General features: G+C 67.1%; 17 protein-coding genes and 1 pseudogene. 8 read left to right on the top strand and 10 right to left on the bottom strand.

Translation table 11 applies throughout. From position 1 onward, the window contains the following. Positions 1-66 precede the first annotated feature (66 nt). Positions 67-1,893, bottom strand: coding sequence for a multicopper oxidase family protein (locus tag QM841_RS16560; protein ID WP_502943272.1), 1,827 nt, complete (start codon positions 1,891-1,893; stop codon positions 67-69). 100 nt (positions 1,894-1,993) lie between these two features. On the opposite strand from QM841_RS16560, the gene QM841_RS16555 reads away from it, so the two are divergent. After that, positions 1,994-2,932 (top strand): formylglycine-generating enzyme family protein, encoded by a 939-nt coding sequence (locus tag QM841_RS16555; RefSeq protein WP_283332818.1) that lies wholly within the window; start codon positions 1,994-1,996, stop codon positions 2,930-2,932. Between the two features lie 60 nt (positions 2,933-2,992). Beyond that, entirely contained in the window at positions 2,993-3,919 is a 927-nt protein-coding gene (locus QM841_RS16550) for a hypothetical protein (RefSeq protein ID WP_283332817.1), read from the top strand. Here the strand turns inward: QM841_RS16550 and QM841_RS16545 are convergent. From QM841_RS16545 to QM841_RS16525, 5 genes are all read right to left on the bottom strand, one after another. Further along, on the bottom strand, positions 3,866-4,531 hold the full coding sequence (locus QM841_RS16545) for a GAP family protein (RefSeq protein ID WP_283332816.1): 666 nt from the start codon (positions 4,529-4,531) through the stop codon (positions 3,866-3,868). The two genes, QM841_RS16550 and QM841_RS16545, sit on opposite strands and share 54 nt — an antisense overlap. Before the next feature lie 94 nt (positions 4,532-4,625). Further along, positions 4,626-5,744 (bottom strand): alpha/beta hydrolase family protein, encoded by a 1,119-nt coding sequence (locus tag QM841_RS16540; RefSeq protein ID WP_283332815.1) that lies wholly within the window; start codon positions 5,742-5,744, stop codon positions 4,626-4,628. 79 nt (positions 5,745-5,823) lie between these two features. Then, complete coding sequence (locus QM841_RS16535) at positions 5,824-6,855, bottom strand: aspartate-semialdehyde dehydrogenase (protein ID WP_011596739.1); 1,032 nt, start codon at positions 6,853-6,855, stop codon at positions 5,824-5,826. Positions 6,856-6,858: 3 nt separating this feature from the next. Further along, positions 6,859-8,124, bottom strand: coding sequence for an aspartate kinase (locus QM841_RS16530; RefSeq protein WP_012691385.1), 1,266 nt, complete (start codon positions 8,122-8,124; stop codon positions 6,859-6,861). Positions 8,125-8,219: 95 nt separating this feature from the next. Then, the gene (locus tag QM841_RS16525; RefSeq protein ID WP_283332814.1) at positions 8,220-9,191 is read right to left on the bottom strand and encodes a hypothetical protein; all 972 of its coding nucleotides are present in this window, start codon (positions 9,189-9,191) and stop codon (positions 8,220-8,222) included. A 299-nt stretch (positions 9,192-9,490) separates the two neighbouring features. Between QM841_RS16525 and QM841_RS16520 the strand changes: the two genes are divergently transcribed. Beyond that, positions 9,491-10,477 (top strand): DUF2254 family protein, encoded by a 987-nt coding sequence (locus QM841_RS16520; protein WP_283332813.1) that lies wholly within the window; start codon positions 9,491-9,493, stop codon positions 10,475-10,477. 57 nt (positions 10,478-10,534) lie between these two features. On the opposite strand, the gene QM841_RS16515 is transcribed toward QM841_RS16520, so the two are convergent. The 3 genes from QM841_RS16515 to QM841_RS16505 form a co-directional block, all read right to left on the bottom strand. Continuing rightward, the gene (locus QM841_RS16515; protein WP_283332812.1) at positions 10,535-11,872 is read right to left on the bottom strand and encodes a DUF1254 domain-containing protein; all 1,338 of its coding nucleotides are present in this window, start codon (positions 11,870-11,872) and stop codon (positions 10,535-10,537) included. Between the two features lie 86 nt (positions 11,873-11,958). After that, on the bottom strand, positions 11,959-13,653 hold the full coding sequence (locus QM841_RS16510) for a SulP family inorganic anion transporter (protein ID WP_283332810.1): 1,695 nt from the start codon (positions 13,651-13,653) through the stop codon (positions 11,959-11,961). Between the two features lie 12 nt (positions 13,654-13,665). After that, positions 13,666-14,088: a DUF7144 family membrane protein gene (locus QM841_RS16505; RefSeq protein ID WP_283332808.1), complete on the bottom strand. Its 423-nt coding sequence runs from the start codon at positions 14,086-14,088 to the stop codon at positions 13,666-13,668. A gap of 171 nt (positions 14,089-14,259) precedes the next feature. Between QM841_RS16505 and QM841_RS16500 the strand changes: the two genes are divergently transcribed. After that, positions 14,260-15,384, top strand: coding sequence for an AI-2E family transporter (locus QM841_RS16500; protein ID WP_283332806.1), 1,125 nt, complete (start codon positions 14,260-14,262; stop codon positions 15,382-15,384). After that, the gene (locus QM841_RS16495) at positions 15,381-17,189 is read left to right on the top strand and encodes an alkyl/aryl-sulfatase (protein ID WP_283332805.1); all 1,809 of its coding nucleotides are present in this window, start codon (positions 15,381-15,383) and stop codon (positions 17,187-17,189) included. Before QM841_RS16500 ends, QM841_RS16495 begins: the two co-directional genes overlap by 4 nt. A gap of 182 nt (positions 17,190-17,371) precedes the next feature. On the opposite strand, the pseudogene QM841_RS16490 reads toward QM841_RS16495, so the two are convergent. Further along, positions 17,372-18,401: pseudogene (locus QM841_RS16490) on the bottom strand (acyl-CoA dehydrogenase family protein). Positions 18,402-18,789: 388 nt separating this feature from the next. On the opposite strand from QM841_RS16490, the gene QM841_RS16485 reads away from it, so the two are divergent. The 3 genes from QM841_RS16485 (at position 18,790) to QM841_RS16475 (ending at position 23,542) form a co-directional block, all read left to right on the top strand. Beyond that, on the top strand, positions 18,790-21,342 hold the full coding sequence (locus QM841_RS16485) for a winged helix-turn-helix domain-containing protein (RefSeq protein ID WP_283332856.1): 2,553 nt from the start codon (positions 18,790-18,792) through the stop codon (positions 21,340-21,342). A gap of 90 nt (positions 21,343-21,432) precedes the next feature. Continuing rightward, a complete protein-coding gene (locus tag QM841_RS16480; RefSeq protein WP_005253439.1) occupies positions 21,433-21,681 on the top strand; it encodes a DUF8691 family protein in 249 nt (82 codons plus the stop codon). Between the two features lie 52 nt (positions 21,682-21,733). Further along, a complete protein-coding gene (locus tag QM841_RS16475; protein ID WP_283332804.1) occupies positions 21,734-23,542 on the top strand; it encodes a serine/threonine-protein kinase PknD in 1,809 nt (602 codons plus the stop codon). Positions 23,543-23,547: the final 5 nt, after the last annotated feature.

Genomic DNA, 23,547 nt, shown 5'->3' with positions numbered 1-23,547 from the left:
AGACTGCTTTTAAGTTTCACCTGTGAGTACTTATCAACCGCCCGACGTTAATAAGTACTCACGGGCCTACGGCACCAGTCGGTACCGCAGCATCATGTCGTGGTCCTCGTGGTCGAGCATGTGGCAGTGCCACACGTAGCCCTGCAGGGGATGCGAGGTCTGCTCCATGTGGCCGTGTCCGCCTTCGGAGTGATTCATCGTGTGCGCCGACATCCCGAACGTGGCGTCCGGGTCGAAGCCGAGTTCGTCCGCGGTCGGGAACCGGACGATGATCCGGGTGATCGAGTTCGCGTCCGCGATCACCGTGTCCTTGAACCCCGACTCCCACACCTGCGGCGCCAGGTTCGGCCCGAGCACGAACGGGTCCGCCGACGGCGTCCACCGCATCCCGACCGCGGGCACCGGAACGGCCTGCATCAGGGCGTTCGTGTCGATCGCCTGCCGTCCGATCACCCGGAACGTCACCAGATGCAGGTGGATCGGATGCGGCTCGGGCGTGACGTTGACGATGTTCCACTGCTCGACGGCCCCCTGCCGGGGCACCTCGATGTCGTCGGTGGTGTAGCGCAGGTTGTTCAGCGACATCAGCGGGGACGGCTGACCGGGGCCCTGCGCGAGCTGCATCACCGATACGTTGCGCACGACCGACGGCGGCGCGACCGGCGGGAGGACGGCGAGACCACGGCTTCCGCCCCGGAGCGTCTCCGGGACGCCACCGGTGAACCCGGCGGCGGTTCCGACCCGGAACCGGCAGAACCGCGGCATGATCTGCACCCCGCGCTGCGCGACCTGCGCGGGGATTGGCTCGTCGTTGCGCAGTTCCACGGTCGTGCCGGGCGCGAGGGTTCCGAAGTCGACGAGGAGGTCCACCCGCTCGCCGGGTCCGAGCCGGACGTGGTCGGTGGCGACCGGCGCGTCGAGCAGACCGCCCTCGGCGCCGATCACCCAGAACCTCATCCGGTTTTCGAAAAACAGATTCCACACGCTGAACGATGCGGCGTTCACCATCCGCAGGCGGTACAGGCCCCGCGCCACCGACATTTCCGGCCACACCTTGCCGTTGACCACGCCCACGTCACCGGGTGTGGCGGCCTCCCAGCTGCCCTGCGGGTTCAGCGGGTTCGAGCGGACACTCTGCCGTCCGTCGTCGGTGAAGTTCTTGTCCTGCAATATCAGCGGGAGTTCGAATTCGCCCGAGGGCAGACCGAGCGGGTTGCCGCTCCGACCGGTGTCGTACTCGTCGCGCAGCAGGTACATGCCTGCCAGCCCGGCGTAGATGTTGAGCCGGGTGACGCCCATCGCGTGGTCGTGATACCAGAGCGCGCAGGCTTCCTGCCGGTTCGGGAACTCGTGCACCATCCCCTGCCCGGGCCGGATCGTGTCCTCGGGGTGCCCGTCGAACTCGGGGGGCGTCCGGCCGCCGTGCAGGTGCAGCGACGTCGGCACCTGGGTGCGGTCCTGCTCGCTCACTCCGTGGATCCGCGTGTCGACGTCGGCGGCGAGGGGGTTGCTCGCGATGTCGTTGCGGTAGGTCAGTGAGGTCAGCTCGCCGACGTGGGCTTCGATCGTCGGGCCGAGGTAGTCCATGCCGCCGTAGCCCAGGGCCGGCGACGCGGGCAGATCGGGGTGGAACACGTGCGTCGTGCTGCTGGCGTGCACCTCGACTGCGCTCCCACCCACCATCGGCAACGGCGGCAACTGTTCCCGGAACGGCTGGAGCGGCGGCGAGGAAAAGACGAACGGCCGCAGCGGATCGATCCCGAACGGGTAGGCACTCGCCGATCCCACCCCGACGGCCCCGAGCCCGGCCGTCAGCGCCAGTCCACGAACGAACGACCTACGCGGAATCCGTCGATCCATTCGGAGGAGCCCCCTGCACGGTGAGAACAGCATTGCGAATCGAGTAGCCGACGGTACCGCAACCGTTGCCCCTCTCACCGGGTTTACGGGGCGTCCCTTCGCGCAGCGACCACCCTCGTGCCAGTCTGACTCCATGACCGGTGCAGCTCCGAAGAACATGGAATGGATCCCCGGGGGCACCTTCTGGATGGGTTCGGAGGACTTCTACCCCGAGGAACGCCCCGTCCACCAGGTGACCGTCGACGCATTCTGGATGGACTCGCACCAGGTCACCGTGGCCGAGTTCCGGCGATTCGTGAAGGACACCGGCCACGTCACGACCGCCGAGATCGCCCCCGACCCCGCGCAGTACCCGGGCGCGGATCCGGCTCTGCTCGTACCCGGTTCGCTCGTGTTCACCCCCACACCGGGGCCCGTCCCGCTCGACGACTACACCCGCTGGTGGTCGTTCACACCGGGCGCGGATTGGCGCCACCCGGAGGGTCCGGGCAGCAACGTCGGCGGACGCGAACGCCATCCCGTCACGCACGTGTCGTGGTTCGACGCCCGCGCCTACGCGGCATGGGCGGGCAAGGATCTGCCGACCGAGGCCGAATGGGAGTTCGCCGCCCGCGGCGGGCTGGACCGGAAGCCGTTCGTGTGGGGAGAGGAACACGAACCGGGCGGCAGGCCCGCCGGCAACGTCTGGCAGGGACGGTTCCCGTGGGAGAACCTCCTCGAGGACGGCTTCGCCGGAACGTCGCCGGTCGGCCATTTCCGGCCCAACGGTTACGAACTCAGCGACATGGCCGGCAACGTGTGGGAATGGACCACCGACTACTTCACCACCGATCACTCCGCGAGCGGGAAGAACGTCGCGCCTGCCAGTTCCTGCTGCATTCCCACCAACCCGCGAGTCGAGACGGCGCGCGCGGAGAACCCGGACGAGCCCTACGCGCGCCGCGTGATCAAGGGCGGCTCGCATCTCTGCGCGCCCAACTACTGCCTGCGCTACCGACCCTCGGCCCGGCAGGGTGACACCGAGGAGACGTCGACGTGCCACATCGGGTTCCGGTGCATCATCCGCCCGTGACGGGCGTTCTCACCTGACGCGGATGATGACAAGCGGGCCCGAACGGTGTTCGCTCGAGGTGTGCGGTCGACGAAACTGTCTGTGGCGCTGGCCAGGGAAGCTCTGGCCGCGCGCACCGAAACGGCCAACGGCTGGTTGCAGGGCACACCTCCCGGCCGCACGGTTCGGCGCGTCATCGACGGGCTGATCGAGATCGAGCTCGTCGACCGGTCGATGACGCTCGCCGCCAGGATCTTCACGTCGGTGCTGCCCGTGATGATTGCGGCATCGACGCTGAGCGGTTGGAACGTGACCGCACGCACCATCAAGACCCAGTTCGGCTTCGACCCCACGGAACTGACGACCACGCCCGGCACTGTGGACACCACCAACCCCTCCTTCGCCGCGTTCGGGGTCGTCGGTCTGCTGATGATCGCGATCAGCGGCACGTCCTTCGCGAGGGCCCTCGCCCGGATCTACGCCAAGATCTGGAACGTCCCGTCGATCACCCTCCGAGACGCCTGGCGGTGGCTCGTCGTCCTGTTCGCCGTTGCGCTGTCGGGGACGGCGATCGGCCTGGCCGGCGAGCTCACGAGCATCCGGTTGATCGGTCCACCTCTCGCAGTCGCCGGGGAGTTCGCGGTGTGGATGGCCGTGTGGACCCTCAGCCCGTACCTCCTGACGATGGGCACGCTCAAGGGCCGTGTGCTCTGGGCGACCGGCGCGCTGACCGCCGGCGCGCTCACCGCTCTCCACGTCGGCGGGCGTCTGCTCCTGCCCCGGATCACCGCCGCAGCGCAACACCAGTTCGGGCCGCTCGGCCTGGTGTTCACCGCGATCAGCTGGCTGTTCGTCCTGTCGGTCGTGATCGTGGGGTCCGCGGTGATCGTCAAGGCCATCGCGCTCGACGAGGGTTACGTCGGGCATTACCTGCGGGGACCGGACGCTGTCGCGTCAGAACAATCCGCCGAATCCCTTACCGAGGACGACGGCGCCCATCACGAGTAGCAGCACGCTCATCACCGCGGCGTTGTTGGACTGGAGCCAGACCTTGAGGTTGTCGAGGGTTCCGCGCATCTTGTCGGCTGCGACGGCGTAGGCGATGACCGGGACGAGGACGGTCGATCCGGCCAGCACCGTGTACACGATCAGCGCCACGACCTGCTCGCCGCCGCTCACCGCGGCCGTGCCGATCCCGACGCCCGCGGACACGCAGAGCAGCAGGTTCTTGGGATTGATTGCCGCCAGCGCGAATCCGAGACCGGTGGATTTCACGAAGTTCAGGTCGTCGATGGCCTGCATCCACTTCGGTGGCTCCGCGTGGGCATTGCGGCTTCTCCATTGCCGTCCCGCGAGCAGGAGCAGCAGCACACCCAGAACCACCTTCACCCATGACGCCGTCGCCGACGGACCGTCGGAGTCGGACGTGTCGATGCTGCCGGCGAGGAACATGAAAATGCCCGTCGCAACAAGAATTCCCAGGATCCAGCCGACGCCGAAGCCTGCGCTCGCACCGCCCGCACGCTTCGACAGCAGCATCAGGATGACGGCGATGATCGGTATCGGCGAGATCGCGACACCCACGGCGAGCGGTAACAGTTCTCCGATGACTGAGCCCATGTCCGAACCGTAGGGTCGGGGCGCCGTCTCCGCCTCGCACGTGTCGGGTGAACCGCACGTGAGTGGCAAAGTGTGCTCGGGTACGCGTTGCCACTCACCTGGGGGACAGCACGCGCGCCGCGAACGCGAGGGACTCCGGCATGGAGGCCATCAGTGATTCGCGGTGGTTCTCGGCGGCGAGTTGCTGGTATTCGACGTTCACGCCGTGCTGCTGCATCTCGGCGAGCTGCGCCCATGTCAACGGAATCGGCACCGACGTGTCGGACAGACTGTGCACCACCCGCAGGGGGCGGTCGAACCCGTCGACGGGCACCTGCTGCATCTCCCGGAACAGCGCCCGGAACTGCTCGTTCCACAGGGGCGCCGCGAACAGGTCGCCGACCGAAGTGGGATGGGCGAGCAGGTACCGGCCGAGTTCCCGGCTGCAGGTCACCTTCGCCAGCTCCATCAATTCGATCCCCTTCGGCGACAGATACCGCCGGATGTCGATCTCGGGGCGCTGGTCGTCGATGCCGGCGAGGGTCAGCAACGCATAGTTCACGATTCCGGTTGTCGGCAGAGCCGGAATCGCGGGACCCGCGGCCGGGAAGAGCTGTTCGAGGTGCGTCGGCGCCGCCACGGCGACGGCACCCCGATAGTCGAGTGCGGGTGCCCGGGCGGCGGCCTCGCGGGCGGCGAAGTAGGTCGCGTGCCCGCCCTGCGACAGTCCCGTGACGATCCACCGGTCGCTGAGCACGTCGCCGTAGACGTCGTGGGCGGCCAGGACGATGTCGACGGCGTTCGCGGCGGCGGCAGGGCCGTCGAGGTAGGCATTGACACCGGGCGTGCCGATTCCCGCGTAATCCGTTGCTGCGACGGCGTATCCGGCGGCCAGCCATTGCTCGATCGCGGGCAGTTCGACGTAGTTGAACCCGGCGACGGACGGCGCGCACTGGTCGGCGACCCCGACCGTGCCGTGCGCGTAGGACACCACCGGCCAGCCGCCGACGGGGGGATCACCCCGGGGAAGGAAGATCGATCCGGTCGACTCACCGGTCGCGGTCGCGGTGCGCAGCGTCGAGTAGCGGACCCGGATGCTGTCGCCTGCCTGACCGGGGACTGCGGCGGGTGGAAGTTCGTCCTGCGACAGCAGGATTCCCGGCTGCGCGGACGCCTCGCTCGCACCGGTGAGCAGCAACAGAACCGCCGCCACCGCAGCACCGACGACTCTCATCGGCTCAGTATCCACCCGCAACCGACACGTGAGTGGCAAAGCGTGCGGAAGCACACTTTGCCACTCACGTGGGGGGAGATCAGACCAGCAGTTCGGCGATCTGAATGGTGTTGAGGGCGGCACCCTTACGCAGGTTGTCGCCGGACACGAACAGTGCCAGACCGCGACCCTCGGGGACACCCGGATCCTGACGGATACGCCCGACCAGCGACGGGTCGCTGCCCGCGGCCTGGAGCGGGGTGGGGACGTCCACCAGCTGCACACCGGGAGCCTTCGACAGGAGCTCCTGCGCACGCTCCACCGACAGCGGACGCTCGAATTCGGCGTTGATCGACAGCGAGTGGCCCGTGATCACGGGGACGCGGACGCACGTGCCCGACACCAGCAGGTCGGGCAGGCCGAGGATCTTGCGGCTCTCGTTGCGGAGTTTCTGGTCCTCGTCCGTCTCACCGCTGCCGTCGTCGACGATCGAACCGGCCAGCGGCAGAACGTTGAACGCGATCGGTGCGACGTACTTGTTCGGGGCCGGGAAGTCGACGGCGCTGCCGTCGTGCACCAGCTTCTCCGCGTCGTCGATGACGGCGCGGGCCTGGCCCACCAGCTCCTCGACACCGGCGATTCCACTGCCCGACACGGCCTGGTAGCTCGACACGATGAGACGCTGCAGACCGGCCTCGTCGTGCAGAACCTTCAGCACCGGCATCGCGGCCATCGTGGTGCAGTTGGGGTTGGCGATGATGCCCTTCGGCGGGTTCTTCGCCTGCTCCGGGTTGACCTCGCTGACGACCAGCGGGACGTCGGGGTCCTTGCGGAACGCCGACGAGTTGTCGACGACCGTGGCACCTGCCGCGGCGAACCGCGGGGCCTGCTCACGAGAGAGGGTCGCACCGGCCGAGAACAGGGCGATGTCGATGCCCTTCAGGTCCTCGTCGGACGTCGCGGACGCGTCCTCGACGACGATCTCCTCGCCGCGAAACGGCAGCTTCTTGCCCGCCGACCGCGCGGAAGCGAAGAACCGGACCTTGTCCGCGGGGAAGTTCCGTTCCTCGAGGAGGGTGCGCATGACGATGCCGACCTGTCCGGTGGCACCGACGACAGCGATGGTGGTCATGATCTACCGTCCCGTTCCTGCGTGCACGACGGCTTCTTCGTCGCCGCCGAGCTCGAATGCATCGTGGATCGCCTTCACGGCCTTGTCCAGCTCCACATCCTTGACGAGCACCGAGATGCGGATCTCGGACGTCGAGATGAGGTCGATGTTGACACCGGCCTTTGCGAGAGCCTCACAGAACGTCGCGGTGACGCCCGGGTGGCTCTTCATGCCGGCGCCGACGAGCGACACCTTGCCGATGTGGTCGTCGAACAGCACCTGCGTGAAGCCGATGTCGCCCTGCAGCTTGGTCAGCTTCTCGACGGCGCGCGGGCCGTCGGCGGTGGGCAGGGTGAACGTGATGTCGGTCTTGCCGGTCTCGACCTTCGAGATGTTCTGCAGCACCATGTCGATGTTGATCTCCGCCTCGGCCACCGCGCGGAAGACCTGCGCGGCGTAACCCGGGGTGTCGGGCAGGCCGACGACGGTGATCTTGGACTCGCCGCGATCGTGCGCGACTCCGGTGATGATTGCCTCTTCCACGGGGATGTCCTCCATCGATCCGGACACGATGGTGCCCGGCTTGGTCGTGTATGACGAACGGACGTGCACAGGCACGTTGTATCGGCGGGCGTACTCGACGCAGCGGAGCATGAGCACCTTCGCGCCGCACGCCGCGAGCTCGAGCATCTCCTCGAACGACACCGTCTCGAGACGCTGCGCGTCGGGAACGATGCGCGGGTCGGCGGTGAAGATGCCGTCGACGTCGGTGTAGATCTCGCAGACGTCGGCCTCGAGGGCCGCTGCGAGGGCCACCGCGGTGGTGTCCGAACCGCCGCGCCCGAGGGTCGTCACGTCCTTGCTGTCCTGGCTGACGCCCTGGAACCCGGCGACGAGGACGATCGAGCCCTCGTCGAGCGCATCCCGGACGCGGCCCGGTGTGACGTCGATGATCTTGGCGTTGCCGTGAGCACCGGTGGTGATGACGCCCGCCTGGGAGCCCGTGAACGAACGGGCCTCCGCACCGAGCGAATGAATTGCCATCGCGACGAGAGAATTGGAAATGCGCTCACCGGAGGTCAGCAGCATGTCCATTTCGCGGGCGGGTGGGGCTGGGCACACCTGCTGAGCCAGATCGAGCAGCTCATCAGTGGTGTCCCCCATCGCTGAAACCACGACGACGACATCGTTGCCGGCCTTCTTGGTCTCGACGATCCGTTCAGCCACTCGTCGGATTCTCTCGGCGGTTGCCACCGAGGATCCGCCGTACTTCTGGACGACGAGAGCCACGCGTTTCTACCTCCAGGTCGATGAATCTGTACTGGTCCAGCTGTCGAGCTTACCGGCGGAGTCCAATCTGATCCCGGGTGAGTCCGTTCGGACGCCTATCCGAACGCCGTGTTCACGGCGTCCGCGACCCTCGCCACGGCCGCGCAGTTCGGCCCGTGAACAGTGACGACTGCACCCGCGTGACCGAGCCTGCGGGTGAACTCGTCGACGCCCGCTCCGGGCCGTGTGATGTCGATCGGCTCGCCCATCGGGCTCGTCCACCGGCATCGGTCGCCGACCGTCTCCGGCTCGGCGGGAACGGGTGGTCGGTTTTCCTTGACCGGCGACATCGTGAACGACACGGTCACCTCACTCCCGGGCACCCGATTCGGGTTCGGAAACAGCACGCAGTCGAACGGGGTGGGCGGCGATTCCGGGTCGACGACGCGTCCGCCCGCCGTGGTTCCCAGCACGTCGAGTACTTCACACGGGTCGTGGACCGCGAGCGCCACTTGATGCGCGGACGAGGCGTCACGAGTGGGCAGTCCCGACCGCATCCTGTCGATCGCCGCGTCCAGCACCGCGTCGGCGAGCGGGCAGGCGTCCTGGCCGGCGACGGTTCCGGCGCGGACGGTGGCCAGCTGCCGTTCCACCTGTTCCTGGTCGATTCCGAGGTTCAGCCGGAAGACGCGCTCACACGTCCCGCGGGTCGGGTCGGCGCCCGCACCGCGGTAGACGGTCACCCCGTCGACCGTCTCCGGCCGGGTCAGCGCCGCGTCGGACAGCATCGACGGAAGCAGGGACAACTCCACGTAGGTGGTCGCGCCGCCGGGCCCGGCCATCAACGCCGAACACACCGGCAGTTGCACGGCGGACCCGTACTGCTGGACCGTCCCGGCACCCCGCACCACGGCCACGTCGAGCAGTCCGCACGGATCGGCGTCGCGGAGCGCGTCCTCGACGTGGATGTGCCGTTGCTGCCCGGGGCTCAGTTCCTGCAGCGGAGAAGCCCCCGCAGTCCCCGACACGCTGTGCGCGCACCCGGACGTGATCACGGCGCACAGGAGCGCTGCGGCAACTTTCTTCACTCGATCCCCCCTCGAATCGGCACGAACACTACCGCCGACTCGGGATCATCGGAGGGAGGAAGGGGCGCCGTGAACAGAGCAGCCGAGTTCCCCCGGTCCGGATCGGATTCGCGACCGATTCTGCGCGCACTGCGCCGCCGCCCACCGTTGCGATTGGGGCTCGTCCAGCTCGGCTATCTGTTCGGCGGTTTTCTCCTCGGCCTCGCGCTCCCCACCCTCGACATCGGTCCCCGGACAAGTGGCACCAGCAGGGCACCCTGCTGTTCACTCTCGCCGGCGCCGTCATCACGCTGGCGAGCGTGGTGTTCTCGCTGCTGTTCCTCGTGGGTCAGTTCGGCGCCACGACGCTGACCCCGCGATTGACGCTGTTCCGCGACGACCCGCTGGTGTGGAACTCCTTCGGGATCTTCCTGGGTTTCTTCGTCTTCGCGACCACGGCGGGCCTGGTCGTCAACCAGAAGGACGCGGTGCCGGTGGCGATCCCGGTGGCGGCCGTGATCCTCACGGTCGTCGCACTCGCCGTCATGCGGATCCTGCAACTGCATGCGTTCCGCTCGATCCAGCTCGCACCGACACTCGCCGACGTCACCGCCCGCGGCGAAGCGGTGCTCGCCACCCTCTACGGCACGGAACCGGCGGGATCGGAAAGGTCGGGCGGTCCGGGCGGTGCCGTCGTCCGGTGGACCGGCACCGGCGGGATGCTGTGTCAGATCGACCTGCCGAAGCTGGCGCACCTCGCGCGCGAAGCGGATGTCCTGGTGCGGATGCGGGTCCGTGTGGGTGACGCCCTGATCCCCGGATCAGTCGTCATGAGCGTCGACGGCGCTGCCGGATTCGACAGCCGCGCGATGCTGGGATGCCTGGACGTGCGGATCGACCGGTCCTTCGACCAGGATCCGATGCTGGCGTTCCGCATCGTCGACGACATCGCCCTGCGCGCGTTGTCACCGGCTGTCAACGATCCCGCGACCGCCGCCCAGGCCGTCGACTGCGTGGGAACTCTGTTGTCGAGGATCAGTCACCGACCGGTCGACGTCGGCGACGTCGCGGACACGGAGGGAGAACTGCGCGTCGTCGTGCTCCTTCCCGACTGGGACGACTACGTGTCGGCGGCGTTCGACGAGATCGCCGACGCCGCCCGGCACCAGCCGTTCGTCGCCCGCCACCTCCTGCAGACCATCGACTCACTGATCGGTTCCGCCCCCGCGCACCGGCAGTCCGCGCTGGAACGACGCAGCGCCTGGGTCCGCGCACACTGCGACCTGCCGCCGACGTTCAGGTCGTGACCGGTGGTGTCTCGTGCCGGGCAGCGTCGTACGACGTTCGATCAGCTGCGCCCCTGATCAACTGGTCTTCACGAAGGGCGGGATCTCGAACGTTCCGTCGAACACCTCCGGCTTGGGGCTGTACATCCGGAGCAGCGGCCGGAACCCGACTGCCGGTGTCGGCAGCCAGTTGGCGCGGGCCACCGGATCGGCCGGGGCGTCCGCGCTGAGCGTGATGGTCAGCGAACCGTCGTCCGCGAACACCAGTCCCGGCGTGCGGTCACCGATCGAGTAGCGGTCGATCGGATTGTCGACGAGGTAGAAGTCCGGGAGGTCGTACATGGTGATCGACCAGAACGCGTCGACCGGTGGGGTCGGCGCGAACGTGAGTGTGTAGGTGTGATCGCCGGACAGTTCGTTGCCTTCGCTGTCGTGGTAGATCGGCGCATATGCGGCCTCGTAACCGTGGTTTCCCCACAGCCCCGCCATCGCGGCGCCGGCCCGCAGTCCCAGCGCCTTCGAGCGGTCCTCGATCCGCCAGTCGGGTGAGTCGAGGGTGCCGATCTCGAAGAAGTCGTCGTTGTAGTCGAAGGCGTGGTACATCAACTGCCAGCCGTTGACCACCTCGCTTCCTGCACCCGATTTCAGTGCGGCGACCAGTGACTGGTGCCCGGCCTCGGCACCGGCCGTGAGCACGGCCGCGAGGTCCGGCGGCGCTTCGAGGTACGGCGACGGCCCGGTCTCGAGCAACCCGAGCGGGGTGAACGCCTGTTGTGCGACGAGGTCCTGCGCGGCGGGTGGGTACTCCTGCGAGTACACCCGCAGCTTCTCCCAGAACTGAAGTTCCACGGGGACGTTCGGGTCGGGGACCGGCAGGCCCTCCGCCGGTTCCTGCTCGCCGACGGGTTCCAACGTGAGGGCCGACTGCAGTCGCTTCACCCGCTCCAGGTCGGCCTCGCCGTCGCAGGCCCACCGGCCGATGACGGTGCCCACCGCGGTGGGAAACGCGATCTGCGTCGCGCCGTCGGGGACCTCACCGGACCACCCGGGACCGGTCAACAGGTAACGGCCGGCCGCCGTTCCCGTCGCACGTTTGCCGACGTACGCGAAGTTGTCGGTCCACGCATCGACGAATTGCAGCACGTAGTACGCCCCACCGGCGTCGGGGACTCGCAGCAACTGCGGTCCGTGGCCGAGATCGATCTGCGCGATCGAATAGATGGTGTCGTTGTTGACCGAGACGAACGTGTCCTGCGGCCCGGCGAGTGTGCGGGCGTGGCTGAATTTGTTGAAGGGTCCCGCGTCGAGGCTCCCCATCCCCTCCGACACGAAGCGGTTCACCTGGTCGAGGTCGAACACCAGCGGAAAACCGTACATCCACGCCTTCGCGGCGAGTTCCTGCAATCCTGTGCTCACGACTGTCTCCTGTCATGGGCGGCTCCGCCGCCCGTGCGCCTTTGTGGTAGCGGCAGCTACCACAAAGGCGCACGGGTGCGGAGCGCCTACTGTCGGTGCGGTTCTGCGAGAGCCTCTCGCACGGTCGGATAGAGGCCGACGGGGGTCGCGCCCGAACCCGAGGTTCGTATCGTGTCCCGGAACTGCCCGATGTCCCGCGCCACACGTAGCTCGATTCCCCGGCGCGCGAGCACATCCCGCAACTGCACGAGCATTTGCGCGGCACTGACGTCGACGAACGGCGACGTCTCGGCGTCGAGGACCACCACTCGCGTGTCGTCGGTGCACATGTCCTCGATGCGGTCCTTGACGTGATCGGCGTTCGCGAAGAACAGTCCCGCCTCGACGCGCACCACGACCACGTGCGGTGTGGTCGGGAGGTCGGGGTGACGCTCGGCGTCCACCCACAGCGACCCTTCCTTCGCGAGCGCCGCGACGTGGGGACGCGACGCCCGGTAGAGCAGCAGCAGCATCGACACGCCGATGCCGATGACGAGTCCGGGCAGGGTGTCGAACAGGAGCACGCCCACCATCGCGGCGAGGGCGGCCGCGAAATCGGCTCGCGCGGCGTATCCGTAGATGCTGCCGAGCCTTTCGGTCCACACCCCGTAGAGCCGGCGCAGCGCGGAGATGTCGACGAGTTCGATGACGGCGGCGATGACCACCGCGGCGAGCGTCGCCTCGGGGAGTTTCTCGAACAGTCCGGTGAGGAACAGCAGGGTCACCACGGTCAGGACCGCGACGACGAGACCGCTGACCTGCGATTTGGCGCCGGCCCCGCCGTTGACCGCCGTCTTGGAGAGGCTGCCGTTCACCACCATCCCCGAGCACAGCCCGGAGCCGAGATTGGCTGTCCCGAGACCGAGGAGTTCCCGGTTGGCGTCCACCTCGTAGCCCTCTTTCGCGGCGTACGTCTTCGCGGCACCGAGCCCTTCGGCGAACCCGATGAGCAGCACGCCCACTGCGGGGCCGAGAAGGTCGATGTAGTCGTCGAAGCCGACACCGTCCGGCAGTCCCACCGACGGCAGACCGGAGTCGATGTGACCGACGATGTCGACACCTCGACCGTCCAAACCGAACACGGCGACCGCGGCGATACCGAGGAGGACGGCCAGCAGCGAACCGGGGACGAGCGGCAGCCACCGTGTGAATCCGAGAACCACGACGAGACTGAGCACACCGACGACGAGTGTGCCCCAGTCGATGTCGCCCAGGTGGCTGACGACTCCCCAGGCCTGTTCGAAGAAGTTGCCGTGCTCCTTCTCCACGCCGAGGAGGGCAGGAACCTGCCCGATGATGATGGTCAGAGCCAGCCCGACGATGAAGCCCTTCAGCACCGGCTCCGAAATGAACGACGCGATGAAGCCCAGACGGAGGAGCCCCGCGAGCAGCCCGGCGATGCCGGTGGCAATCGCCAGCACTGCTGTCAGGGCCGCGTACTTGCCGCCGTCCGCCCCGGCGAGCGGCGCGACGATGGCAGCCGACAGGGCGGCCGTCGCCGACATCGGCCCCACCACCAGATGCCGGGAACTGCCGGCCGCCGCGTAAAGGATCAGGGCGGGTATCGCCGCGTACAGACCGACGACAGGAGGAACTCCCGCGATGGTCGCGTAGGCCAGGGCCTCCGGTACCAGCACGGCCCACACGGTCAGGCCCGCGATCACGTCGGGCCTGACCCATCCTTTTTGATACTCCTGCAGCGAGCCGAACACCGGCCAGGTGCCGGTCGCGGAACTCACCACGTCGTCATCGTCCTAGTCCCTGGCGGTGTCCCAGGTGGTGACCGCCCAGATCACGACGACGTCGAGCGCGATGATCAGAATCGACCACAGCGGGTAGTACGGCAGCCAGAGGAAGTTCGCGAGGATCGACAGCGCGGCGATGCAGACGGCCACGACACGGGCCCAGGTGGCGCCCGTCATGAGGCCGATCGCGCTGATCACGAGGACGACACCGAGAACGATGTGGATCCATCCCCACGCGGTGGTGTCGAACTGATAGGTGTATTGGACGCCGATGACCAGCAGGTCATCGGACGCAACCGCGGCGATGCCCTGGAAGAACGAGATCACGCCGACGGTCAGCAGCAATATCGCCACTGCCAGCGACGTTCCCGCGGCAAAGCCCTGTTTGACAGGGCTGGTGGTCCTGGACTCCGGATGTGTCGTCATGTCCATGCCCTTCTCGAAAGGATGTGCTCGAACAGTGGAATCCTGCGGCTTCGCGATGGCATCGGCATCATCCGCGCCGGGTGATCCTCATCTGCAACGGATGATGTGTCGTCGTCGGCCGGGTGCAACAGTCGATTCGGGGCACCCCGTTGGCCGATTGTTGCGAAGGGACACGCGATGACCGATCCGCAGGACGTATCCGGCGCGGCGCCGGATTCTCAGTGGTCGATGCCGCGGGGCCTGATCGTGATCCTCGGCCTGGCCGCGCTCGTCGTCACCGTGGCGGGGATCCAGGTGGCCGCGTCGATAGTCGGCCCGATCTTCCTCGCGCTCATGCTGACCGTCGCGGTTCACCCGCTGCCCGAATGGCTTCACCGAAAAGGTCTCCCGACCTGGCTCGCCACGATCGCAGCGATCCTGGTCGTCAACAGCATCATTCTCGTCCTCGTGCTGTCGCTGGCCCTGTCGGTCGCCCAGCTCGCCACGCTCCTACCGGAGTACGCGGACGACTTCACCGCCCTCATCGATGACGCCCAGAGCTTCCTGAACAGCAACGGCGTGAACTCGACCGATTCCCAGACCCTGCTCTCCCAGGTGGATTACGGCAAGGTCTTCGGCTTCGTGGAGGCGATCCTGCAGTCAATGCTGGGTGTCTTCTCGAATCTGCTGTTCGTCCTCGCCCTTCTGCTGTTCATGGCCGTCGACGGAAGTTCCTACGGTGCGCGGATGCGGATCGTCACGCAGATGCGTCCCGACATCGCCACCGCTCTCACGTCGTTCTCGGCCGGGACCCGCACGTACCTGATCGTGTCCACGGTCTTCGGGCTGATCGTCGCCGTCATCGACACCGGGGCACTGTGGGCGCTGGGAATTCCGCTGCCGATCCTGTGGGGACTGCTGTCGTTCATCACCAACTACATCCCGAACGTCGGGTTCATCCTGGGGCTGGTTCCGCCGGCCCTGCTCGCACTGCTCCAGGGCGGTCCAGGACTGATGCTGACAGTCATCGTCGTGTACAGCGTCATCAACGTCATCATCCAGTCGGTGATCCAGCCGAAGTTCGTCGGTGACGCGGTGGGCCTGTCCGTGACGTTCACGTTCCTGTCGTTGGTGTTCTGGGCGTGGATCCTCGGGCCGCTCGGCGCGATCCTTGCAATCCCGTTGTCGTTGATGGCGAAGGCGCTGCTGATCGACATCGACCCGTCCACGCGGTGGGTGAACACGATTCTCAGCAGCGCTCCCACTCCCCCTGCACCGGTTCCTGCCCCCTCCCCACCGCGACACGAGAAGGAAGAATCATGACACCCGATTTCTCGGACACGACCGATTTCGAGGACTCCGACCGCGGTTTCGTCGACCGTCTCGACCCCTGCACCGTCACGAGTGGGGACGGTCGCGTGGTGTGGGACATGCAGGAGTATTCGTTCCTGAACGGTGACTGCCCGGACACCGCCCACCCGAGCCTGTGGCGTCAGTCGCAACTGTGCGCGAAGAACGGTCTGTACGAAGTCACCGAGGGCATCTACCAGCTACGCGGAATCGACCTGTCCAACATGACGATCGTCGAGGGCGAGACGGGTGTCCTGGTGATCGACCCGCTGATCTCGCAGGAAACGGCGGCAGCAGCGCTCGCGCTGTACCGGAAGAACCGTGGCGACCGGCCCGTCACCGGAGTCATCTATACGCACTCCCACATCGATCACTTCGGTGGTGTCGTCGGCGTTCTCCCGGACGGTCGCGGCGACGTCCCGATCCTCGCCCCCGAAGGTTTCCTCGAACACGCGGTCTCCGAGAACGTCTATGCCGGAACGGCAATGGGCCGGCGCGCCACCTACATGTACGGACCGCTGCTCCCCAAGGGCCCGCGCGGGCACCTCGGGGCGGGGCTCGGAACGAACACCTCGACGGGTCGACCCGGACTGATCCCACCGACCGTCGACATCACCCACACCGGCCAGGAGGAAACCGTCGACGGCATCCGGATCGTCTTCCAGGTGACGCCGGGGACGGAGGCGCCCGCCGAGATGAACTTCCTGTTCCCCGACCACCGGGCACTGTGCATGGCGGAGAACGCCACCCACAATCTGCACAATCTCCTCACGCTGCGGGGCGCGCTGGTCCGGGACCCCCGCGCCTGGTCGCGGTACCTCGACCAGGCGATCGAGATGTTCGACGGCGGCTACGACGTCGCTTTCGCCTCCCACCACTGGCCGACGTGGGGTGGCGACCGGGTGGTGACATTCCTGTCGCAGCAGCGCGACCTGTACCAGTACCTGCACGACCAGACCCTGCGGATGCTCAACACCGGGATGACGGGAATCGAGATCGCCGAGGACTTCCCGCTACCGCCTGCTCTCGAATCCGCTTGGCACGCACGTGGTTACTACGGCTCGGTGAGCCACAACGTGAAGGCGATCTACCAGCGGTACATGGGCTGGTTCGACGGCAACCCGACGTCGCTGTGGCAGCACCCACCGGAGAACGCGGCCACGCGGTACGTCGAATGCATGGGCGGTCAGGACGAGGTCCGGGCCAAGGCTCAACGGTATTTCGACGACGGCGACTTCCGGTTCGCCGCCGAACTCTCGAAGCATGCGGTGTTCGCAGACCCGTCGGACAGCGACGCGAAAGAACTGCTCGCCCGCACCTACGAGCAACTCGGGTTCGGTGCGGAGAACGCGACGTGGCGCAACTTCTACCTCACGGGTGCACTCGAACTGCGCGGCGGCATCGTCGCCCCGCCGCTCAGCGACCTCGGCGCAGACATGCTGAGCGCACTCACGATCGAGCAGATCTTCGACTCCGTCGCTCTCCGCATCAACGGCCCACGTGCCTGGGACAAGTCCCTCGTCGCGGAGTGGCACTTCACCGAACCCGAAGCGCACTACCGGACGACGCTGTCCAACGGTGCGCTCATCCAGACGGTTGCGCCGAGGACCACGACGCAACCGGACGTCTCACTGACCCTGACGAAGATGCAGTTGCTCGGACTGTTCGCCGGCAAGGGACTGGAGGGCATCGAGGTGACGGGTGACCCGTCGAAGCTCCTTGTCCTCACGGAACTCCTCGACGCACCCGACAGCGCGTTCCCGATCGTCACGCCGTAGGCGCTTCGCGCCCGTGCGCCTTTTTGGTAGCTGGGACAACCAGAAAGGCGCACGGGCGGCGAAGCCGCCTACCCGTCTGTGATGAGCGCCCACAGGCCCCGGGGCCCGCCGATCTGTGGCGAAGACCTGGTCGAGCACGCGTGCGAACTCCCGCATCTCGGTGTCGGTTGCCGGTCCGGTCATCAGCGCATCCCCAATCCCCGCGCGATGACACCGCGCAGAATCTCACTCGTACCCCCTCGCAGTGTGAACCCGGGGCGCTGCATCACGCCGGCACGGACCAGTTCGGCGAACCGTTCGCTGCCTGCCTCCGGTTCGCCGGGCAGTTCCTCGACGAGGTCCGCGATATCACCTTCGGCCTTCGTGCCGAGGACCTTCACCACGGAAGCACCGAGTTCGGCGTCGTCACCACGCCCCAGTGCCTCCGACACCGCACGGGACATGTGATGGAGTCCGAAGGTCCGGGCGACGAGCGCTCCGATGCGGGCATCGGCCGGTTGCCGTCCCTCCCCGATTTCCTCGGCCATCGCGGCGAGGATCGGGAACGTGGACATGAACCGTTCCGGGCCACTGCGTTCGAACCCGAGTTCGGACGTGACCTGCTTCCAGCCTTCGCCGATGCGGCCGAGCACCAACTCGTCCGGCACGAACACGTCGTCGAGGATCACCTCGTTGAAATGGTGGTCGCCCGACATCGACAGGAGGTGGGCGCCGGACGTCCACAATTTGGTCCCGGTGATCCGCCAGCCGCCGTCGACCCGGACCGCTTTCGTGCGGACGCTCGCGAGGTCGGAGCCCGATTCCGGTTCGCTCATTCCGATCGCCCAGCTGATCTCGCCGCCCGCGATTCCGGGGAGGAACCGCTGCTTTTGTTCCTCGGTGCCGTAGGTGAGCAGCGACGGTGCGGCCTGCCGGTCCGCGACCCACTGTGCGGCGACGGGCGCGCCGACGGCCAGCAGTTCTTCGGTGACGACGAACCGCTCCATGAACGTGCGGCCCTGCCCTCCGTACTCCGCCGGGATCGTCATGCCCAGCCAGCAGCGGGCTGCGAGGGCCTCCGTGAAGTCCGGATTCCACCGGGTGAGCCAGTGTCCACACCGGGTGTGAACACGCCGGCGTCGATCTGCTCGCCAGGAACGCTCGCACCTCGGCCCGCAACGCGTCGAGTTCATGATCGGGTGGGCCCGCGGCCGGCACCACTTGTGTGTGCATGCTGTCTACTTCCGTCGACGAGTGTGTCGAATGCTTCCGCAGGCTCACGCCTGCAACGCGGCTTTAGCCAATTTTCTCAGGTCCCCGCGGAGTGACGGACTCCGAATCGGGTGCACGATCGCGATGACGAAGTAGTCCGAACACCATCACGACAGCGTGGCGTTCCCGTTCGGTAAAACACGTTCACCCACACAAAACAACGCATTCTCGCTAAAATCGTCCCACCGGCCCACTGCGTCGGGGATTGGCGTTTGTCGAAGATCGTTTCTCGGTGCAGCGAGAATTGGGGGTCGGCGTGACGGCAGCACCTCTCGGCGAATTTCATCTGAGCACTCGAATACCTACGAGTGCAGGGGGTCGGACGGTTACCCGGACCCGCTTGCACACCATGCTCACCGAAGCGCTCACCGACGACGCCCATCCCTGCCCGGTGGCGCTCGTCTGCGCACCTGCCGGGTCGGGAAAGACGCGGGCCGTGGCCGACTGGGCGCGGGAACTGCTCGCCGCGGGCGACGCTCCGACCATTGCGTGGCTCACGATCGAGGAGCGGCACAACGACCTCGACGTCGTCCACCGGGCGATCCTCCGCTCACTCACCGACACCGGGAATCCTCGCGTGCAGAAAGCATGCGCCGGGCTCGATTCCGAGGCATCGGACCTCGGCGCGCAGTTGTCGGCCGCGTTGCACGAACTCGGCGAGAACATCTGGATGGTCATCGACGACGCCCACCTCCTCCGCGACACCGACGTACTCACCGACCTCGAGTCGTTCATGCGCTGGCAACCTCCGATGCTGCGAACGGTCATCATCGGACGGTTCGAGCCGCCGCTGGCATTGCAGCGACTTCGCCTGGACGGCAAGCTGTTCACGCTCTCGGCCAAGAATCTCGCCTTCACGTCCGACGAGGCGGCCGAGATGCTCGACGAACACGACGTCGTGCTGAGCGCGGACGATCTCGACGCGCTGATGGATCGCACGGAAGGCTGGGCTGCCGGAATTCGTTTGGCGGGAATGTCTTTGGAAGGACATCCGGATCCGAGCCGGTTGATCGCCGAGTTCACGGGCGACCGCCGGGCGGTCGCCGATTATCTCATCGAAGAGGTCCTCGCCGGCCAGACCGACGAGATGCGCGAGTTCCTCCTGCGCACGTCCGTACCGGCCTCGTTCACAGTCGAACTCGCGGAGAAGCTCACAGGCTGCACGGATGCGCACGGCAACATCGACTGGCTCGAACACCACAATTTTCTGATCAGCCGAATCACGGACAGCCCCACGCACTATCGTTACCATCCGCTGCTGCGGAGCTATCTGCGGGCGGAGATCAGCCGGATCGGGCACGTCGAAGTCGAGCATCTCGAATTGACGGCCGCCCACTGGCACGACGAATTCGGGGACGCGCTGCTCGCACTCGAACACGCGGTGAACTCCGGTGATCACGACGAGATCGTGGCGCTGCTCGCCCGGACTTCGCTGGCCCTGATCGTCGGAGGTCATGGAGAGGCCGTCGACCGGCTCCTCACCCGGGCACCCCGATCTTCGCAGGACCACCCGTCGGCGCGGCTCATCCGCGCCGCCGCGGCGCTCGCATCGGGCAACATCCCGGTGGCCACGTCCACCCTCGAGCTTCTCGACCGCAGGCGGTCGGGGTTGCTGGTGGACGGTGCCGCCGAGTCCCGGTTACACCTGCTGCTCCGCGAATCGCTCCGAGTGCAGACAGCGATCGGCACCGGCGACATCGAGACCGCCCTGAACCGGCTGCGCAGCGTGGGTGTCGGATCGAGCGGCGATCCCGACCTCGACGCGTTCGTCCTGCTCCAGGAAGGGCGCGCGCTGCTGTTCCTCGGGCGGAACGACGAGTCGGAGGTCGTGCTCGGGAAGTCACTGGCCCACGCTCGACTCGGCGATGCGCCGCTGGGCGTCATGTACTGCCTGGGAACTCTCGGCGGCGTCGCGATGTCGCGGGGAGACGTGGTGCGGGCGTCCGCACTGGCCGACGAGGCACTGGCGATCGGCCGGACCCATTCCGCAACGGGCGATCCGACATTCCAGCTGGCGAAGCTCATCGACTCCTGGTGCCGCTACATTCGGATGGACCCCGATGCCGCACGTCTCGCCGCCGAGTCCGCCGAGGCGCTGCGTCGCGCAAATACCGAGACGGCGGGTTTCGCCGACGGCGCCGCCACCCTGTTCGGTCTCGACGAGACCGGAAACCGGCACAGTTCGGTGACGACGCTGCACGCGGAGAGCCCCGTGTCGTCCTCGTTGCCGGTTCCGCCCGGCATCCGGGCGGTGTTGCTGCCAGCCATCCAGTACGCCTATCTGTTCGCCGGCGAGACGGGGTGGGCGCACGAGCTGGCGTCCGAGACGCATGCCCTTCTCGGACCCACCGGCGACACAGCCGTCGTCGAGGCGATCGTCCATCTGCACCTTCATCGCCTCGACCTGGCACGTAAGACACTCCAACCCGTCCTGGACGGTGAACTGGAGTGCGCGGCGGGAACCAACCTGATCGCGGCATGGCTCGTCGACGCGTCGATCGCGCTTGCCCGCAAACATGATTCACGAGCCCACAGCGCGCTCACCGAAACGTTGCGTCTCGCCGAACCGCAGTCGGCGTTGCGCCCGTTCCACGACTGCGGACCGCAGATCCGGGAACTACTCGTGCGGAGCACTGGCCGGTTCGGTGTCCTCGAACCCTTCGCGGAGAGGCTCCGAGCGTCGTTCCCGCGGTCGGAGAGTGCTGCGTCCGACATGTTGACTCCCCGCGAACTGGAACTCCTCGTGGAACTTCCGTCGTGGCGGACCGCCGAGCAGATCGCCGCAGATCTGTGCGTGTCGGTGAACACCGTGAAGACCCACCTGCGCGGGATCTACCGCAAACTCGGCGTCACCTCCCGCCGCGACGCCATCGCCGCCGCGCAACACAACGGTTTGCTCTGAGCCGGTTCACCACTTGCGGGTGAGGCGCGTTGCCGTTTCGTCGGTCACCCTGAAATCTACGGCTGACCGAGTTCTGGAACGACGATGCGAATGAAGGAGCCCGCCGTGGTGCGTCCTGAATCGAACTGGCCCGGCAAGGTCAGGTACGCCTTCCTGATCAGCGGCGCCCTGTCCGATCGGGTGCTGGCCGCGTTCCCCGAGTTGGACGTCTCGGACGTCACGACCGGTGACACCACGCTCTACGGCCCGGTCGACAGCCCGACAGATCTCCGGGGCATGCTGGCACGCTTCGACGCGCTGGGACTGACCGTCATCGAGATGCGGCGGCTACCGGACTGACCCGGCGTCGGGGTTCAATGGATGGAGGGCCCAGGGAGGCGGTGAAGCCGATGTGAGCGGCGAGTTCGAACCGGGCACGGTGTTTGCCGGCTACGTGATCGAACGGGTTCTGGGACGAGGCGGCATGGGTACCGTCTACCTCGCCCAGCATCCCAACCTGCCGCGCAAGATCGCCCTCAAACTGCTCGACACGTCGTGGACGAACGACGACTACGTCCGGTCACGTTTCGAATCGGAAGCAGACCACGCCGCGCATCTCGATCATCCCAACATCGTCACCGTCCACGACCGCGGCCGCGAAGGCGGCAGGTTGTGGATCGCGATGCAGTACGTTCCCGGCAGCGACGCCAGGAAAGCGCTCGGCTCCGGCGCCCTGGACGTCGAACGCGCCGTGCACATCGTCAGCGAGACAGGGAAGGCACTCGACCACGCCCACGAGGCCGGGATTCTGCACCGCGACGTGAAGCCGGCGAACATCCTGCTCGCGCCGGGCGACCCCGAACGGGTCCTGCTCACCGATTTCGGCACCGCCAAGGCCCTGGACGAAACACATCAGCTGACCCGCACCGGGATGTTGGTGGCGACCCTGCACTACGCCGCGCCCGAGCAGATCGAGGGCGAGAAACTCGACCATCGCGTCGACATCTACGCGTTGGGCTGCACCTTCTTCCACCTGCTCACCAACGAACCGCCGTACCCCGGTAACACCGCGTCCTCGGTGATGCACGGCCATCTGAACGGACCGATTCCCCAGCCGAGCGTGGTGCGCCCCGGGCTGCCCGCCGGTGTCGATGCGGTCGTCGCGCGCGCCATGGCCAAGAACCGCGAAGATCGCTACTCGACCTGTCGTGAGTTCAGCGACGCCGTCCGCGCGATCGAGTGGACCGGGCCCGGCCACGTGACCCGGCCTGCTGCCCTGGTCGACCCTGCCTCGACCACCCGCGCGAGCGGTCCGGACGTGACCCGTCCCGACACGGTGCCGGGTGCGGCGCCCACGAAACCGGCAACGGTCGGGGGGCGGCGGACGCGCCGGGTGCTCGCCGCGCTGCTGGCCGGCGTCCTCGTCCTCGTCGTCGCGGCCGTCGCCTATGTCGCCTGGCCGGGAGAGGAGTCGACGAGCGCGCAGGTCGAGCTCCCGCTGACCGGTCTACAGGGTCCGGCCGGGCTCACGGTCTCGGGCACCGGAGACCTGTACATCGCCGACAGCGCGGCCAAACAGGTCCTGAAAGTGAGCGCCGGGACGTACGAGCAGACAGTTCTTCCCTTCACGGGACTCGAGGTTCCGCAGGGAGTCGCGGTCAGTGCGTCCGGCGACGTGTACGTCTCCGATCTGGTGACCAACACCGTGACGATGCTGCACGGCAGCACCCAGGTGCCGCTGCCGTTCGCCGGTCTCGACCAGCCGTTCGGAATTGCACTCGGGCCGGACGCCACGCTGTATGTCGCCGATACCCTGAACAATCGGGTGATGTCGCTGCACGACGTCACCGCGGCTCCCGTCGCGGTGCCGCTGACGGTAATCGGCCCGTTCGCCGTCGCCGTCAGTGAACACGGGGATCTCTACGTCGGCACGCCCAACAAGGTTCTCGCGTGGAACGCCGCCACCCATGCCCAGAGCTATCTGCCGTTCACCGACCTCCAGAGCGTCGGTGGTGTCGCGGTCGACGACGAGGGAACCGTGTACGCCATCGATCAGAACCACAATCGCGTTCTGCGGCTGGCCGCTGGTTCGGACGAGCAGGAGGTTCTCCCGTTCTCCGGGCTGGACCAGCCGGAGGGGATCGCCGTGTCGAGCCGAGGCGACGTGTACGTCGCGGACACCGACAACAGCAGAGTGGTCATGCTGCCCGCCGGAAGCTGACCGCT

It is taken from the genome of Rhodococcus sp. IEGM 1307, assembly GCF_030056915.1.
Lineage (GTDB): Bacteria > Actinomycetota > Actinomycetes > Mycobacteriales > Mycobacteriaceae > Rhodococcus_F > Rhodococcus_F opacus_D.
This window is presented reverse-complemented; position numbering and strand designations above follow the sequence as displayed.